This window comes from Malacoplasma penetrans HF-2, assembly GCF_000011225.1.
Classification (GTDB): domain Bacteria; phylum Bacillota_I; class Bacilli_A; order Mycoplasmatales; family Mycoplasmoidaceae; genus Malacoplasma; species Malacoplasma penetrans.
The window spans coordinates 12,843-31,515 of the sequence record NC_004432.1 but is presented as its reverse complement, the minus strand read 5'-3'; the positions used below and the strand labels follow the sequence as shown (position 1 = coordinate 31,515).

Genomic DNA, 18,673 nt, shown 5'->3' with positions numbered 1-18,673 from the left:
CTCCTATCCATTATTTTCCGTTTCAGATTGGGCTGTCTTTTTTCATACTTCACTTAGTTTGCTGTAATCTCTAAGTCTAGCTTTAGCAACACTAGTTTGTTTATTTTTATCAAGTTGTTTAATAGCATCTACTGCAATATTTGGTTTGTAGTTATCAACATTGTTGTATTCATCAATTCTTTTTTGAACTCAAACTTCTGTTAAATCATACTCAGGTCTTGTTTTGATCTTAGTATCAATTTTATCAACCATTATTGGGTTACCATTTTCATCATATTCAATTGTTTCATCATCCATTGAATACTCATCATCTTTTTCTTCATCTGATTCTCATTCAATAACAGTGTTATCAAACTCTTTGTAAACTTCAACATACTCAGCAAATTTCTTTTCAAACTCATCTTGTTTCTTTAAGTTTACTTCTTCATTAAATTCACCATCATATGCAATTGATTGTTTTGCAATATCAATTTTTGTTGAATATGCCATGTCAAACTTGTAAATAGTTTTCTTATTTTCAGTTTTTTCTGTTTTAGCATGACTTTTCAATTCACTTTTATAAAGTCTAATTAATGAAACAATTTTAGCTGTTAATGGGTTTAAAGCAATTTCAGGTACATTAAAGATATCTGTTGAATCATATATTTTGTTTTGTTTAGCAAGATGTTCTTGAGTTTCTTTATATCTTCTATTGAAGCTTTCAAGATAATCTCTTTCATATCTAATTAAATCAACTACTTCTACAAAGTAATCAAAATATACTGAGATTGAATGAACTGCTTTTTCAGTAGCAATTTGTTCAGGTGATTTTTCTTCTTCAACTACTTCATCAGTTGCATCTTCACTTTCAACTGGAAGTTTATCTAAGATATATTGTTCAAAAATATCTCTAACTTCTTCTTTAATCAATTCATAGAATTGAGCAATTGAAACAGCATCATTAGTTTTTAAGATTTCAACTTCAGATTTTCTTATTTTTTCAAAGAATAAGAAAGGAATCATTTCATTGTAAACTCTAGTACTAAACTTCTCATTTTTATCAACATCAAATGTTCTTTTTGATGATTCTAGTAAATCAAATTTAATTGAGTTAATTCATTCATCATTTCTAACAAAGTTTGTAATTCAAATTTTCTTATCAAAATATTTATTAGATAATTTTGAAAGTTTTAACATTTTAATTTCTTTATCAAACAATGTTTGGAAAGTTTTCTTATAGTTAATGTCTAAACCAACAAAGTCAATTTTGTTGTATTCAACATAATCAATTAAAACATTGTATAGTTTTTTTCTAGCTTCTGGAGTTAATAAAACTTTTTTATTAACTTCAATAATTTCTTTTAGAACAACATATTTTTGTTTTTCACTTAAGAATTGTTCATCTTTTGAAAACTCACTATAAAAGTTTAATTTGTTATCTTCAAAACTTTTAATTAAGTCATCTGAAATTGTTTCTTTTCAAATTAAGAACATATCATTTAATGATTCTTCAATTTTACTCTTTGTAAAATTAGGATCAATTAAAGAAGTGTAGAACAATTTATGTTCAGTATCTAATGAATCTAGAGTTGATAAGATTGAAGAATATACACCTAAAAAGTTACTTTGCATTTTCTTAGGTCATAGATCTCCATTAGTAAACACAAATGGAACTAAAGAAGATTTGTTATGTGGAACAATATTTAAGTGTTTATCTAACATCTTTTCAGCAGCACCATAAGCTGAAGTTAGAGCAATAATGTTACCAGTACATCTACATAGGTTAATTAATCTTCCTAAGTGTTGGTCAAATGTTTCAATAGTAGATAATAGTTGTTTTAAGTCAGAAGATCTTGCAGCTTCAGCAATCATTGGACACATTACAAAAATAACATCATACTTACCAATTGAATCTATTGTTTTATCAATCAACATTTTTGAAGATAAAGAGAAGTATTCTTTATCAGAAGTACATGCAGGACTTGATAGTATTTTTCTTGTTATGTTTTCATTATTAGTATTTTCACCAAAAAATTTATTAATAAATCCTTTTTTATGGTTTAAACCAAGCACTAAAACTTTATTATCATTTTTAGCAACCATGTTAGCTAATAATGATTCTTCTTTACCTTTAACAGGGTTTTCAAAAAATACTGCATCTAATTTTGTTCCATAGATTGGAGCTAAACTTGATAAAAATAATCCTTTTAATTTAGGTGATGTTTTCATCATTCTAGCAAGTGAAGCAAAATCATCTGGATCACTGTTTAAAAATAATACACTGTCATCTTTAGATACAAAGTATCCATCCATGATTGTATTGTATGCCGGAAGAATATCAGCATCCATTACTTTATTTGCTAGGTTTTCATTAGTATATTCACTAGCTTCAGTAAAAGCTTGTTCACCTAAACCACAGATTGTTTCAAAATAATCCATTACATGTTCATTGTCTAAAAAGTCTCTACCTTTTTTTCCAAAGACATGGTTTCTACCAGCTACAGTAACTATAGGTGTGTTTCTTTTTAATAAGAATTTAGAGAAATTTGATAAGTTTTTATTAAAACTATAAGGTCTTTCATCTTGACCATCAGCAATTAAATGAAGAACAGGTTTTAGTCCTTTTTTAATTAAGACATTGATAACATAAAATAAATTTTTAGCATTAAATTTATTTTCATTAAAAGACAACATTGAGAAAATATGAACTATTTTTGAATTTGTTTTATTAGAACGGTCAATTAGTTTATTAAATATTTCTAGGTTGTGTAAAGATTTACTTTTAATTTGTTCATCTAATAATTCTAAGTATGTTTTTATGTCTGTTTCACCATATAACATTTCATAAAAGTTAGAATCTACATCTCTTTTAACTGAAGGATAAGTTTTTTTAGGAATATACTTATTTCTTTTTCTATCATTTGATAATAATGCTCAAGGATAGATACCAGAAATTAGATAGTTAATATTAGGTTTATTAGCTAACTTTAAATAATTTCCTTTTCATTTCTTGTTTAACCCTATCCCTTCAGTAACTAGAAATATTAATGTATTTTTCATAATTTCCCTTTCTTTATAATTTGTTTGTAAATAATATTAATTTTTATCAGTTTTTGTCAGTTTCTAAATTCAATAGATCTGCAATTGTGTTAACTTCAGTAACTTTTTTCTTAACAGCTTGTTCTGATAATCTCTTATCAAGAACTTTAGAAACTTTTTTAATATCTCTTCTATTTTTAAATAATGAGATGTATAGAATTGGAGTTAATAACAGAATAATAGGAATTACAACTGCTGCTATTATAATTAATGCATTTGTACCATTATAAACAATTGTACTTGTTGAGAATCCTGAATAATCTCTAGTAGTTGTAGCAACTACTTGACCATCTTTGTATAAGCTTACAGTTAATGATAATGTACCTTTAATATCATCATATGTAACTTGAATGTTTTTTGTTAAACCATTTCCCACACTAACATTCACAAGAGATTCAATTTGTTGTTCTGTTAGGTTAGAAGGTAATGAACTCTTTAATGCTTGTACAGCATCAGAAGTTTCTTGAGCTAATACTACTGAATAATCTACACCATTAAGATTAAATCCAGATAGTACACTGCTATAACTATATGTTTGTCCATCTAATTTAACAACTGCATACATTGATAATGTTCCTTCATTATCATTTGGAACAATTGATAATGATAATGCACTTGGATCACTTTGTAGTGCTGTTTGAACATTATTTCTAAAGTAATCAGAAATGTTTGCAAGTAAATCTAATTTTTCTAATTCAGTTGTAGCAACTGAATTAATTAATGTTAATGCATTTGATGCAGTACCTGTTGTATATGCATTGTTTGTAGTTGATAATTGATAGAATGATTTTCAAACAACAGCATTAATTGGTTCTCTTGATTGAGAAAGACCACTCTTAATAATAGTTGAGAATGTTTTTTGAGCTAATTTTACATAAGTAGTTTGACCATTATTAGTTTGTTCTTCTCATCAATCATAGAAAGTAATAGTAACTAATACTCCACCACTACCATTCAATGGTGTTACAGTAATATCACGATCTAATTGATTAGCATTGTTTGTATACACAAATAAAGTTGAAAAGTTTTGTTCTAAATACTCACTTGTAATATCAGTTGGTTTTCTACCATTTAGTGCTGTTGATTGTATTGTACCTCAACTAAAACCTGGCATTTGTTGTGGTCTACCAGATAAGTTAGTATTAGCAGTTGTAAACCCTGAGAAAGTGTAGCTATAAGAAGAATCTAATCCAGGAATTTGTTGTTGGAAATTAATTGTAAATGTAATTGTACCTAATGGATCACTTGGAGCAATAGTTAGTACTGCTTCACTATTACTATTGTCTACTAAGTTAGCCAAGATATTAAACACATAATTAGACATATCCATAAAATAGAACAATAAACTTTTATTAGAGTTTATTAAACTAACAATAGATGATGGTGTTAATGTACTTAATTGAGTTTCTGTAGTTGAACCACCTGTAGTAACAGTATGTGTTGTGTTTAATACAGTATTGTTGTGTTTAAAACTTAAATAAACATTGTGATTAGTAGTAAAGTTTTTTCTAAAAATAGCTGCTGTTGTGAATGAATACACCACATTTGTTCTATCCCCAATTTTAGGAACAGTAACAATTACATATAATTGTCCTTCTGAATCCATTGGATATAGTTGAACATTATCAGCTGTTGGTCTTTGAATAATATTATTAGCAGTTAATTGAGCACTACTAAATGCATTACCATAAACTAAGAAGTCATCAACAATATTTTGAGCTGTAACTTGTGAAGCTAATGTTGTGGAATATTTATTTGTTAGAGTTGTTTTTAAAGCAGCATTTGCTGATTGATCTATATAATCTTGAGTTACTAAATCAATGTTAGAACTTAATCCATTGAATAAATCAACTTTGAAGTATGGATTATTTTCTTCTCCAATTGTAATAGTTTGAACATTATTAGTTTCTAAACTACCATTTATTCAAACAGCATCAGATTTAACTTGTACAGTTAAAATCCCTTGTGTGTCATTTGGATCAAGTGTTAATGAATAATTTCCAACATTTTGGAAATTTAATATTGAAGCTACATCTGCATTTGTAATTTCACTTGGTAGTTTACCTGTGATGCTTGCAGAAACACTCCCTCTATCTCTTACAGTAATACTAGAATTTTCATTAATGAAAGTATAAGTTTGAGTTGCAAAAAGAACTTTACTAGTTGCAGTAGTAGGTATACTACCATTAGTCATTTGTCTTATATTTTGTGAAAAAGCAATAGTAACACTATAATTGTTTGTTGATCCAATTTTTGACACTGTTTTTACATCAGCAGTGAAAGACGGAGTCCCAAAAGCTGTATCATATGAATTAATCTGTAAAAAACTTGTTACATTGCTTGTTACATATTGTTTAAAATAATCTGATGCCTGACTAGTGTTTGAGTTATCAGTAACTTTTTGGAATAAAACTTCTGAAGAAATTTGACTTTCTTGTAATAAAACAACATTGGCACTATTTTCTCTTCTATTTGAAACTGCAGTATTTCCTAATTCCCCAATAAGGTTTGTCCCATTAAATTGAATAATTTTACCATCAGTCATTTGAGCATATCAGTTAACATCTCCAGGAATAGTAAAAATGTTAAATATTAATTTAGATGTAGTTGCATTTAATGTTGTGAAATCATACATTAAACTAATTGCTGAAAAATCAGAATTAATTCTTATAGCTTTGTTATTGCTCAATAAAGCAACATAACTATTAATTGAAGAATCTGAATTATATATTGGATTAACACTTACTATATAAGCAGAATCAGTTGAAGTTAATTCATTAAATGTTGCAGGGTCAGAATTATTGAACATATCTGGTTCAACAACAGAATAAAAATATTTATCAGAATTTTTACTAGACAAAATTACAGTATGTTGATCACCATTTGAAGCAATAGCAACACTTGGTCTATAATTATTTATTGCACTTCCTAAAATTACATCCACTTGTTGAGAACTTAAACTTAAACTATATAAAGATTCAGATGAAATTGTAATTTCATGAGATGAAAGAGGAAGTCTTAAGATTGAAACAAAATTATTAAAATCTGCTGCAGTTACATTTGCAGGTTCTTGTTGGAATACAAAATAAACATAATCATCATCTTTAAATGATTTTGTAAGCTTAGATGAAATTTTAGCTCCATTTGTTTTATAAAAGTAAGAACTTAATAATTCAGAAGAAATACTAGCAAAATTATTAGAAACACTTAAACTTGATGCAGATACTGTTGTACTAGTAGAACCATTATTTTTTAAATCAAATAAATTAACACCTAAGTTATTGCTACTACCTGAAGTATCAGTTTGAATTTGATAAATATTAATATCTCAATTACTAGAAGAAACAACATTTATATAAAATTGAGAAGTTGAGCTTGAAGATGCTGCTCCTGCCCCTGTTGCATTTAATTTTATTTTTTCAGGAGAAAAATTTGTTGTATCTCCCTCTTTTAAAAATACTAAATAATATTTATTATCACTACCTTGAACTACTGCCAGATAATAAGCCTCTCTATCCATATAAGAATCTAAATAAGTTACTGCAACAAATTTAGAGCCTGTAACTAATGAAGTTACTCTTGTAGCACTTAATTTTATATCTGATGCTTTTTTTGTTCAACTTAAAGAACCATCTGACATTTTGAAAACAGATAATGCATTAAAATTTACATTTTCTTCTGTTGTTCTTGAAGTAATAGAATAACTACTGTTGTCATATTTACTTTCAGCAGTTGTTAACAAAGCATATTGAGTGTTTGAAGTATTAAAAGCTATGTTTTGAATTGGAGAATTTAAATTATTAATATCTTGAGTTCCTATATTTCAAGAAGCAACATACTCACTAGTTGCTCTAGGAGTGGCAGCTGTTGTTGTGGCTGCATTTAAATTTTTAGAAACACTTGAAATTTCACTACTTGATGAGTTGTTGAAAGAAGAACTAGGCAAAGCAACAGAACCAATTGCCGCAAAAGTTCCAGTTAAAGAAATAGCTAATGTTGAAATGTATAATCTATTTTTTAATTTTTTATTCATAATTTTCTCCAATATTTATTTTGTTTTTATTTAATAGTTCTTCTTGTGTGTTTCTTTACTTTCTTTTCTAAAACACTATCATGGTAACTTTTGAAGTTTCTCAATCTAGCTCTTTTTAATAGCATTGCTAATAAAACAACACCTAGTGTAATAGATAAAACTGTTGCTGCTGAAATCGCAAATACAGCTGTCATGTTTTTAGGTGGTGTAAATGAACTGCTATTTGTATATTGATATGTTGCAAAACCTGTTAGTTTTGTAGCAAAAGTTCTGTTAGTTGTAGTTACATTATCTTGATTGAAGAATGACATTGTAACTTCTATTGTTAATGAATTTTCATTAATATTTGGTGTTAATGTAATATCAGCTGTTCCTAAATCACCATTTTGGAACAATGCTGAATTACTTAGATAATGTTCAATAATATCTTCTTTAGTAACATTGTTTACAGGGATTGATTGTAATGCTCCAGATACTTCCTCATTAGGTATTCAACTAAATGAAACAACACCAGTAGTTTCAGTTGTTTTTCTAAATCCTGTAAATAATTGAGAATAAATATGAGCATTTTGGGTTTTTATATTTGCATCAGTGCTTGTTGATGTTTTTGTTAAAAAAACTATTAATGAACCATCAACATCATTTGCTTCAAATGAAACACTTATTTCTGAAGCATTATTATTTGTACTAGCAAAAGTTTCATAATAACTTGTAGAAGTTCCTGAAGTCATAATATTGTAAACAACAGTTGAAGGTGTTGTACTAGCAAATGATGGATTATTAGTTAATACAGCATCATTTGAACGTCATGTCAATACAAGACTGTCATCATACCCTGTTGTATTGCCAGTAGTACTGTAGCTATATGTCCCAGTGTCACTAACACCAGAGAAAGTGAAACTCTGTTGAAAAACTTTTTGTTGAGTTGTTCCATTTCAGTTATCAAAAGTCAGTCTCACTGTAATAGATCTACCACTCACACTATTTCCTGGACTATATAATCCTGTTTGATCATTTAAAGAATTATTAGTTTCTGGTAGAGCATCTTCTCCAGTGGCTGTTCCAAATAAAATTGTAGCTGTTCTATTTAATGCTTGAATTTCAGAAGAAGCATTTATAAATTGATTAGTAAAAACTCTAACAAATTCAGTGTTTGAGTTATTTCTCATGAATTGATTAACAATATCAGAAGGTGTATTTAATCCATATGCTGATAATGTATTTACATCTTTTCAAGAAAAGAATAAATTTTCAGGTTGACTAGAAGTTGCAAAAGTACCAGCAACATAATCATATGTTTTTGTTTGAGATACTACAGTTCCTGAGTATATGCTGAACCCATCATACTTAATAATTATTCTTAAACTTCCATCAACATCATTTGCTATAGTTGTAATGTCAGTGATTTTGATGTTTTCTCTCTGGTTGTTGATTTCTTGAATAAGACCAGATCCTTGAGTTCCATTTGATCCATTATTGTTTGAAGCAGAAGGATCATGGAAATTGTATTTTGTATTAGTGCTTTCTGTAAAAGAATATTGAACAATAGGTGTCACAGTATTTCCTGTGCTATATAATCCTGTCCCCGTTGAAAAAAGACTTATTAAAGCAGTTTTACCACCATATGGAGATTCAAATTGTGATGGTCTTAAACTTGAAACTGTGTTATTTTCAGTTGATTCTCCATCAAATAAAGATGTATCAGAAATTGTTCAGTTTCTAATAGTTTGCAATTCAGAATCAATATCAACTATATATCTTTGTCCAGAAGCTGTATTAAAACCTCCAATATATTTTGTAATAGTAATAGTTTTTTTGTCATCATTTCCATTTGCACTTTCACCACCTGTTGAACCAGTAGGAAAATTGTCATTTAATCAATTTGATTTAGAAGTTTGATTTATTTGAATTTTAATTTTAAATAAACCAACAGAATTACTATCATTTGCTGTATTCCCGTTTTTATCTACTGATGTAACAGTTATAGTAGTAGAAGAAGGTTGATTATTGGCGTTTGTACTACCACTCGTTGCTAAATTAGGTAAGTTTGTTGTATTGCTAAAAAAATTATTAACTAACATTTCTGTAGTTAATGTTGTTGCTGTTGAATTAGTAATATAAGTTTTTAATTCTTCATCACTCTTTCATTCAATATTATATTTTTCTGCAGTTATTCAATTTGCTAAATTATTTATTTTAGCAGTACTAAAAATATTGGTAGTAGAAGGATTTGTAGTTGCCTCCCCACTTGTAAAACCATATTCATTTAAGACAACATTATCATATGTATCATCACTTTGATAATTTGTTTGTGTCCCTCCATTTGCAGTATTCATAGATTTAGATGCATCTGCAAATTCTGTTTTCATTAGTGAACCATCTCAATAAGTTTGATAAACTAAAAAGTTTACATAACCTTTATTAATATTGGTTTCTGTAACTGGTAATATAACAACATTATAAGAAGATACAGTGGCACTTGGGGTTAAAATGTTTTGAATATCACTGTTTGTAACTTCATTTGCTTTTTTATTTAAAGGTGTTTGTGCAGCATTAACAGTAAAATTAGCTGCAGACTGAGTAGAAGTTGTAGTATTTTTCAAAGCATTTAAATTTGAGTTAACACTAGTGATTGAATCTTTATTAAGTGATAAAGAACTTGTTAAAGATAACCCTAATCCTATTGCAAACATAGAAAACAAGCTACTAGAGAAAACTAATAACTTTCTTTTTTTTCTTTTAGAAATAAATGATTTATTCAAACTCTTCATAATGAAACACCAATATCCTGAACTATCTTGCTCAATACAAAATTAGTCAGTAATTTTACTTTTATTTTTAAAAAAAATCAGAGTAAGCTCACAAGACTAATTTATATATATTTTAGGATATTGGTTTTTATAAATCAAATTTTTTATAAATTTTTTGTAAAAAATGTGGATTTTACAAGACTTTGTCCCTAAAAAAGACTAATCAATTATTTGTGATTTTGTCCCTCTTGGAGTTTAATCTAGTGAGGTGTTTTTTTATGAAAGAAATAATAAAAAACAATTTAACAAAATTTGAGAATAGTAGGTTCTGAATTTTAGAAGAAATGGGTTCTTTGAATAAAAAAGGAAAGTTAAATCCAAAAACTTTAAGTAATAAAACAGGATATTCAATCAAACAGTCTAGAAGGTTTATAAAAAGTTTTAAAGATAATACTTTTTTGATTAGCCATAAAAACAAAAATAAGGAAAATGTTAACAAAATAAAAGATGAAGTAAAAAGAGCAATTATAGAGAAATATATTGAAGTAACTACTCCATGCAAAGAAATGAGTGATGGTCATTATGAAATGACTCATTTAGATTTTTATTTAGATGAAATAAAAGACAAGTTTAATGTTAAATACGGATTTGTAAATAAACTTCTAAATGAAAATTTTTTACTCACTTCATATTCAAAAAAGATCACAAGAAAAACTATGAAGAAAAAACTTAAAGAAGGAAATTTAGCAGAGTTAAAAATCCAGGAAAAAATTTTGGAATTTCTAAGAAAATATAAACCAACGTACACAGAATATTTAAAAACTAAAAATCCCCCTTATGTAAAACACAACTATGATTTTGGTCACATAGTTGAAGTAGATGCTTGCGTTAGTGTTTGAATAGGAATTAAAAAATACTACATATACCATGCCATTGATGCTGGGACTGGTAAGTTACTAGGTTTTTGAATTGATGATGAGGAAACAAATTTTGGGTATTGTAAACTGCTTAAACAGGTCCTAGAAAAGTATGGGGCTCCAAACATTATAAAAACAGACAGAAGAAAAACATTTTGATCTGAAAATTCAGTTACCAATTTAACTTATTGTTTAAATAAACTAGAAATACAAGTTAAGTCAGAAAGCCAACCAACTTTTAAAGCTAATGTTGAAAGATCATTTAAAAATGCACAACAAATTTATTACAAATTATTTTTAAAACATGGTTTGAATACTAAAGAAAAAATACAAAAGAACTATCAGTTAATTGTTGATGCTTACAATCAAAGATATAAAAAGTCTGAAAAAGGAAAAAGAAACCAATTCATAAAAATAAGTAAAGATGATTTAAAAGACTTGTTCTATACAACTAAGATTTGTAAAGTTCTAAAAGGTTTTTATTTTTTCCTTAATGGGAAGGCTATGGGTTTGTTCACCAAAGAAGATAAAAGAGTTAATATGAAAAATCAAATCTTATTAAGAACCAACATGTTAACGGGTGAAAAATTTGTACTTGATAAAAATACTAAATATTTTGCCAGAGAAATAAATGATGATTTATTAAACGAATATATAAATGAGATTCATGATAATGAGTTTTTAAAATTAGAAAAAATTAAAAGAAAAAGTATAGCTACTTCTAAAGCTATTTATCAAAAAAATGAAAACACAAGAATAGCTTTAGAAAGATGAAGCGACAGTTTAAAAGAAAGGGAGGAAAAAATTAAAATTAGAGAAATTGAACTTTCTTTAAATATTTAATTGAGCAATAAAAAGCAAAAACCAAAAATATCAAAAAGCAACTAAATTATATTTTTCTCATTGATATAATTTAGTTGCTCCAAGTTCTATTTAATAGGGACAAAGTCACATAAAATTAACATTATAAATCAAATTTTTTATAAATTTTTTGTAAAAAAATAAAAAATACGAGTATAATTATTTATTTGTCTTATTTGTTAGTTTCTACTAATAATTTCATATATTCTAGTAATTCATCTCTAACATCTGGTTTAGATAAAGAAATATCTAAAGTTGCTTTTAAATAACCAATTTTAGAACCAATGTCATATCTTTTACCAGTAAACACTTTCGCATATACTCCTTCTTTTTGGGCTAAATTTAATAATGATCCTGTAATTTCTATTTCTCCTCTAGGACTAACTTGAGTTTCTTCTAACTCCTTAAAAATAGAAGGAGTTAGAACATATCTTCCTAAAATTGCATAATTACTTGGACTAATACTAGGATCTGGTTTTTCAATCATATTTTTTACTCTCATAGATTGAGTTTTTAGATCTACTTGTTCTAATGGGTCTATAATCCCATATTTACTAACCTCTTTATGTTCAACTTCTTGAACACCTACAATAGAAACATTTTTTTCTTCAAATAACTCAATACATTGTTTTAATGCAGGTTTGTCTGATTGGTTATTTTGAACAATAACATCATCTCCTAATAATATGGCAAAAGGTTCATTACCTATAAACCTTTTAGCCATATTAATAGCATGTCCTAATCCCATTGGTTCTTTTTGTCTAATATAGTGAATATGTGCCATATCACTAATATTTCTTACTAATTTGTAATCTTCTACTTTATTTTTTTGCTTTAGTCTTTCTTCTAATTCAAAAAAATAATCAAAGTGATCCATAATTGAATTTTTATATTGTGAAACAATAATTAAAATATCTTCAATCCCAGATGCCACTGCTTCTTCTACTATAAATTGAATAGTAGGCTTATCTAGAATTGGAAGCATTTCTTTAGGCATAGCTTTAGTAGCTGGTAAAAACCTTGTTCCCATTCCAGCTGCTGGAATTACTGCTTTTGTAACTCTTTTTTTCATAAAATTCCTTTATTTATTAATTTAGTTAGTGATATATAAAAAAGTTAATATAACTTGATAATAAAGGTTATATTAACTTTTTGAATACTAATTAACTATATTTAGTTGTATTTTATGTTTTTTATTCTTTAAAAAACATTAATCATTTTAAATCATATGAGCTTGAATTTGGAGAAGTATCATCAATTATGTGAGATCTCTCATTATAAGCTTTATATGTTACTGAGTCATCTTCAAAAATTAGTTCATATTTTCTAAAGATGTCTCCATTACTCTTTTTATCTTCTACAAAGATTCTGATATATTTCTTTTGTAATTTAGAGAATTCATTATAAACATTAAAATAGTATTTAACACCTTGGAATAAGATTCCATCATATTTAGTGATGTTAAGTTTTTCTCCAGTTTTAGAGTTGTTATAGAAAAAATCTAATCCTGGTCTACTGTTTTTTTCAAAGAAAGGAATAGTAAGTGAAGATCTTAATCCACTTCTAACTTCATCATTAACCTTATATTCTCTAGCTTTATATACATCTATTGTGCTAGTAGAACTAGCTTTTGAGATGTCAATATATGCTCCATTACCATTAGCATCTACACCTAACACTTTGTTGACTACATTATGTTTAGTGTATTCAATTCAGTTTCTAGTAAAAATTAATCTGTTTTCTAATTCATCTTCTGCATTTGTAGATTGGATACTAATAGGTTTAGTTTCTACAATTACAGGGATTGTGTTTAACTTTAATACTTTCTTATCTAAATGAATAGGAGTAGTATCAATCCCGTTAATTGCTAAACTTTTAGATTCTAATTCTTTAATCTTTTTAGATAAATAATAAACAACTGTTTTTTTACCACCTGGTAACAAAGTGTCTTCATTAGTTAATAAATTAACTAAATATGAACTACTAAAAGAATTAGTGTTAGTAATTAAACTATCATTAACTACTTTTTTATTTTTAGGAGATTCTAGAGATTCAACTAAAAGATTTGATTGGTTAATTAAATCACTTGATAATATTGGTTCTTTATCTTCATCAACAGAATTTAAAGAAGTGTTAATTAATTTCTTTTGTTCTTCTTGATTACTATCTTGTACTGGATTATTTAAGTTTTTATCTAAAATCATATTCTCTAAGTCTTTTCTCTCCTCATTATTAGTATTATTTTCTGGATTTTTATTATTTTTTAAAAAATTTGAAACTGAAGAATAAGAAAAGGTTTCATCTATTAATTCAAATTTTTTCTCATCAGAAGAGATCTTTTCTAAAAAAGATTTAACATATATCTCTTTTTGTTTATCAAAAACTTCTAAGATTTTGTTAAATTCTCTTTTAGAAATACCTTTGATTTTGAAAGTATTGTAATTTTCAGTAATAAATTCAATATAAGACTTTAGTTCATTTTTTTCATTTCAGTGATATTTAATTTCTTTAATATCTCTATATGTATAGACACCAGAAAAAAATACTTTAGACTTTTCATCATCAATAAAGATCTTTTGATTGCTAAAACAAACCAATAAAGTATTCTTTTTAAATTTGTGGTATCCCACAAATGCATGAATTGTTATTTCTCTTAAAGAATACTTTTTTTGGATTTTTTCATATATTTTACTAATATTTGCTTTTTTGTTAAAAGAAACCCTCAGGTCTTTTACATTAAAGCTATTTTCTTGAGTATACATAGTCAAACCTTTTATTTATGAAAAATTATTTAATTGAATTAGTAAAAACTTTTAAATAACTAAAAATACAATATAACTTATTAATAATAACAAAAATTAAAACATAATAAGGAAAATAATTTATTTAACAAAATTTAGTAAAATTTAATAATTTGCTAATAAAAACAATAAATTTTCTTAATTTTAATATTTAATTGGTACTTAAAAGCTATTGGTATGTGGCTATAGTTTTTAAGATTGAATCAATATCTCTTTTTACTTCAACAGACCCTGTGCTAAAGTATTTGATAATACCTTTTTTATCTATAAAGATAGTAGAAGGTAAGCTATACCCTTCTTCAAATAAGACTAAATAATCTCTAGATATTTCTTTTGAAATATCTGAAACAAAGTCTAAAGACATATTATTAATAGTTTTTTTATCTTTTAAATTTTTAACAAGTTGTTGATGAGTTAGCTCTGAATCAACACTAATTACTATGGGATTAACACCTAAATTAACAAAATTTTGGTGTTTTTGGTTTAATTCAATGATTTCACTAGTTGAGGTTGGATAAAAATCTTGGTGAATAAAAAACAATAATGTTCCATTTTTACCCATATTTTTGGTTAAATCATAATTTAAAATTGAATCAGTTTTACCACTATATGCTTTGCTAAAAAAATTTATATATTTTCTGCCAATAAGCATTTTAAATACCTCACAATTTATTTATTATAAATAAAGTCTACTAATCTATTTTATAATCAAGTACATTATAAACTAATCATATGATACAAATTTTTATTAAAAAAGAAGAAGAAAATCAAATATTAAAAGATTTTATTAGTAAATCTTTTAAAGAACTAAGTTTATCTAAAATTAGTAAATCCATTAAAAATGGGGATATTAAGGTAAACCACAAAAAAACAACATGAAACTATAAGTTACAAGAAAATGATTCTTTACAAATATTTTTAAGATTAAAACCAATTAAAAAAGAACTTAAATTGAATTTCTTAGAAGCTAAACCAATTCTAAATGTTATCTATGAAGATAAAAACATTATAGTTGTAAACAAACCAAGAGGTCTTATTTGCCAACCTGATAAAAATGAAAAAATAGATACTTTAAACAACAGAATCAAAAAATATCTATATGAAAAAAAAGATAAAAATTATTTAGAAGCTAATCTTTGTCACAGATTAGATAAATATACAACAGGATTATGTGTTGCTGCAAAAAATCAAAAAACCCTAACAGAATTAAATAATTTATGAAATACAGAAGCTGTTTCTAAATACTATCTTTGCTTATGTTATGGAAAATTTAAAAAGAAAAGTGATACTTTAAAAGATTTTATTTTTCTTAATGAAGAAAAACAGATTATGGAAATAGATAGAGAAAATAAATTTAATAAAGAAATCATTACAAAATATAGGGTAATAGAACAAAAAAAGGACATGGCATTGTTGGAAATACAACTGCTAACAGGTAAAAAACACCAAATTAGGGTTCACATGGCTTCAATTGGTCACCCAGTGTTGGGAGACACAAAATATAATAAAAAAGGTAATTTTGGTTTCCAATTCCCTTGCTTAACATCTTATAAAATTAAATTCAATTTTGATAAAAATCACTTTTTACATTATCTAAACAAATTAAACCTAGAAGTTAAAAATATCAAATTTAAGTAGATTCATAAAACTGAAACTAGGCATTGAAAAAGAGTTCGATTAAAGATTTTTAAATAAAAAATAAAGATTTTTTGCTGTTTTTTTATGACATTTACCTAATTTTTAAACATTAATATAGTGTAGATGGTGAAAATGGAGATAATTTCTATTTTTTTTAAAAAAACACTTTTTTATAGTGTTAAACCTCACCCATCTAACGTGTTTTTCAAAGAATTTAAGATTAATTCTAAATAATGAAAATAGTTGTTGTTTTTATTAATTCTTTATTTAAAAATTACAGTCTAAAACTCCAAACAAAAATTTTTCATGCTTATAGAATAATCTTCAGTTTATTTTTTTAACAAAAGGAGAGCTTATGAAAGAAAACAAAAACATTAAAAATAACAAAAATAAACCTTTTAAAGGAAAATATTCTGAAAAAGAGTTTATAGAAATGATTAAAGGTTGCAAATTTATAGATGTTGATAACTTTTTCATATCATTGAGTTCATATGAAGATCAAAAGACAGGTGATATAATTGAAACATCAGTGTTTGAAGGTAATATGAAAGCATCTAAAACTAAAAAATATCAAAAACCTAAAGATCCAAAAGACCCTATTTGAGAGGTCTTGGGTAAAATTTTAGATAAATTAGAAGTGATTGAATCAGATATAAGAATTCTTAAAGAGGATGTAACAGTTCTTAAAGAAGATGTAGCTGTTCTTAAAGAGGATGTTGCCGTTCTTAAGGAAGATGTTGCTGTTCTTAAAGAAGATATGTCAAAAATCAAAAGATGTCCAACAATTACTAGAGAATTAGCTCAACTTAACTAATAAAATAAAGAATTAAAAAAGTTTGGTTTTTTTTATAAACACAATAAAACTCATATTTTTTAATGGGTTTGCTGATTAATTTCCTGTCGAAAGACAGATGATATAATTGAAACATCAGTGTTTGAAGGTAATATGAAAGCATCTAAAACTAAAAAATATCAAAAACCTAAAGATCCAAAAGACCCTATTTGAGAGGTCTTGGGTAAAATTTTAGATAAATTAGAATTGATTGAATCAGATATAAGAGTTCTTAAAAAGGATGTAACAGTTCTTAAGGAAGATGTTGCAGTCCTTAAGGAAGATGTATCAAAAATCAAAAGATGTCCAACAATTGCTAGAGAATTAGCTCAATTGCATTAATTCAAACAAAATGTTAAATAAGAAAAAAAGCAGTCGACATAATAGTTAACTGCTTTTTTAAAAACTTAAATTATTCCAAAAACAAAGGAATTCTAGTTACTTTAAATCATTGAAATTGGTTAAAAAATGATAGTGGAAAGCTACAATTGCAACAGAATTTGATAAATTAAAACTTCTTATATTACTGTTCATTTCTATTTTTAACTGGAATTTTTTGTATTTTTCCATAATTTCAGATGTTAATCCTTTTGTTTCCCTACCAAAAACAAAAAATATTTCTTCATCTTTAGTCAACTCATCTTTAGTTAAGTTAGAAATGGATTTATCTGCAAACTTAGTGATTAAAAATACTTTAGAGTTTTTATTTACTAAATTTTGACTTTCAAAATCACTTCAATCATCATACTCTTTTCTTTTCAGATGATCTCAATAATCTAGACCAGCTCTTTTCATCCTTTTGTCATTTAAAATAAAACCAAATGGTCTAATCATATGTAATGTTGCATTAAAACCAACACAAGTTCTTGAAATATTTCCTGTATTTTCAGGTATTTCTGGTTGAAAAAGCACAATATTTAGCATATTTTACTCTTCAATTGTTTTTAAAGCTATTTCTATTAGTTTATTAATAATAGATGATCTACTTTCATTAGTTCTAGCTTCTAATTCACTTAATTTAATTACAATGCTATTTTTTAAATAAATATTTGTTTTAACTTCTAATTTTTCTCTAACATTTAGAAATTGTTTTATTTTGTTTTCTTCAAAATGAACATCAACTTGTCTTTGTTCTTGTTTTTTTAAAGCCTCATTATATGTTTTCACAGTAGATCTTGGTTTTAAATTTTTATATACTTTAGTTTCTTGTTCAGAATCTTCAGAGTTTTGTGGATTTTCTTTTTCTTCTTTTGTATTAAAAAGTTCTTTTATAGGGTCTTTTTTCTCAATAAGACTATCAATAACTTCTTTGTTTTTTTGAGGAACTGAATCATTTAAAATATCATCATAATTAACCTCATATACTTTTTTTTCAGTTACTTGATTATTTTTATTGTCTGTTTCAGTATTTTGTACTTCAATCTTGTTATTATTTTCTACAGAAGAAGGTTGTTGGTTATCATTTTCTAAATTGTATTTTTCATAAATAATTTCTTCACTTAAAGATTCACTTTTAGTTGGTTCATTATTTGCAATAGCAGTGTTAACTATTGTTGGTTCTTGATTAGTTTCTTTTTTTTCAACACTATGGTTGTTTTGTTGAACAATAGGTTCTGGTTTTTGGTCATTTTTTAAATCATTTAATGTGAAATTTATATTTTCACTTGGTTTTGTAGTGTTTTGGTTTTCTTGTTGGTCAACAAAATCATCATCTGCTAAATCAGTAAATGTAAATTTTCTTTTTTTACTTGCCATCTTCTTTC

The 18,673-nt window shown here is 26.1% G+C and carries 12 protein-coding genes; 4 read left to right on the top strand and 8 right to left on the bottom strand.

Going from position 1 to position 18,673, the window contains the following annotated elements; all coding sequences use genetic code 4:
• Positions 1-3: 3 nt before the first annotated feature.
• From MYPE_RS00100 to MYPE_RS00090, 3 genes are read right to left on the bottom strand one after another with little or no spacing between them, the layout of a single operon-like run.
• Positions 4-3,039 carry a phosphoglycerate mutase gene (locus MYPE_RS00100; protein WP_011076846.1) on the bottom strand — a complete coding sequence of 1,012 codons (3,036 nt, stop codon included), beginning with the start codon at positions 3,037-3,039 and terminating at the stop codon, positions 4-6.
• Positions 3,040-3,082: 43 nt separating this feature from the next.
• Positions 3,083-7,111, bottom strand: a complete 4,029-nt coding sequence (locus tag MYPE_RS00095) for a lipoprotein 17-related variable surface protein (protein WP_044891174.1) — start codon at positions 7,109-7,111, stop codon at positions 3,083-3,085.
• 26 nt (positions 7,112-7,137) lie between these two features.
• A complete protein-coding gene (locus MYPE_RS00090; RefSeq protein WP_011076844.1) occupies positions 7,138-9,882 on the bottom strand; it encodes a hypothetical protein in 2,745 nt (914 codons plus the stop codon).
• A gap of 257 nt (positions 9,883-10,139) precedes the next feature.
• On the opposite strand from MYPE_RS00090, the gene MYPE_RS00085 reads away from it, so the two are divergent.
• Positions 10,140-11,621: a DDE-type integrase/transposase/recombinase gene (locus MYPE_RS00085; RefSeq protein ID WP_044891173.1), complete on the top strand. Its 1,482-nt coding sequence runs from the start codon at positions 10,140-10,142 to the stop codon at positions 11,619-11,621.
• 190 nt (positions 11,622-11,811) lie between these two features.
• On the opposite strand, the gene galU is transcribed toward MYPE_RS00085, so the two are convergent.
• From galU to MYPE_RS00070, 3 genes are all read right to left on the bottom strand, one after another.
• The gene (gene galU / locus MYPE_RS00080; RefSeq protein WP_011076842.1) at positions 11,812-12,711 is read right to left on the bottom strand and encodes a UTP--glucose-1-phosphate uridylyltransferase GalU; all 900 of its coding nucleotides are present in this window, start codon (positions 12,709-12,711) and stop codon (positions 11,812-11,814) included.
• A 121-nt stretch (positions 12,712-12,832) separates the two neighbouring features.
• Entirely contained in the window at positions 12,833-14,401 is a 1,569-nt protein-coding gene (locus tag MYPE_RS00075; protein ID WP_044891172.1) for a hypothetical protein, read from the bottom strand.
• Positions 14,402-14,609: 208 nt separating this feature from the next.
• On the bottom strand, positions 14,610-15,092 hold the full coding sequence (locus MYPE_RS00070) for a redoxin domain-containing protein (RefSeq protein ID WP_011076840.1): 483 nt from the start codon (positions 15,090-15,092) through the stop codon (positions 14,610-14,612).
• Positions 15,093-15,172: 80 nt separating this feature from the next.
• On the opposite strand from MYPE_RS00070, the gene MYPE_RS00065 reads away from it, so the two are divergent.
• The 3 genes from MYPE_RS00065 (at position 15,173) to MYPE_RS00055 (ending at position 17,252) form a co-directional block, all read left to right on the top strand.
• Entirely contained in the window at positions 15,173-16,078 is a 906-nt protein-coding gene (locus MYPE_RS00065; RefSeq protein ID WP_011076839.1) for an RluA family pseudouridine synthase, read from the top strand.
• A 355-nt stretch (positions 16,079-16,433) separates the two neighbouring features.
• Positions 16,434-16,892, top strand: coding sequence for a hypothetical protein (locus MYPE_RS05330; RefSeq protein WP_011076838.1), 459 nt, complete (start codon positions 16,434-16,436; stop codon positions 16,890-16,892).
• A gap of 132 nt (positions 16,893-17,024) precedes the next feature.
• Positions 17,025-17,252, top strand: a complete 228-nt coding sequence (locus MYPE_RS00055) for a hypothetical protein (RefSeq protein WP_044891171.1) — start codon at positions 17,025-17,027, stop codon at positions 17,250-17,252.
• A 96-nt stretch (positions 17,253-17,348) separates the two neighbouring features.
• On the opposite strand, the gene MYPE_RS00050 is transcribed toward MYPE_RS00055, so the two are convergent.
• A complete protein-coding gene (locus MYPE_RS00050; RefSeq protein ID WP_011076836.1) occupies positions 17,349-17,834 on the bottom strand; it encodes a tRNA (cytidine(34)-2'-O)-methyltransferase in 486 nt (161 codons plus the stop codon).
• Between the two features lie 3 nt (positions 17,835-17,837).
• On the bottom strand, positions 17,838-18,665 hold the full coding sequence (locus MYPE_RS00045; RefSeq protein WP_011076835.1) for a hypothetical protein: 828 nt from the start codon (positions 18,663-18,665) through the stop codon (positions 17,838-17,840).
• Positions 18,666-18,673: the final 8 nt, after the last annotated feature.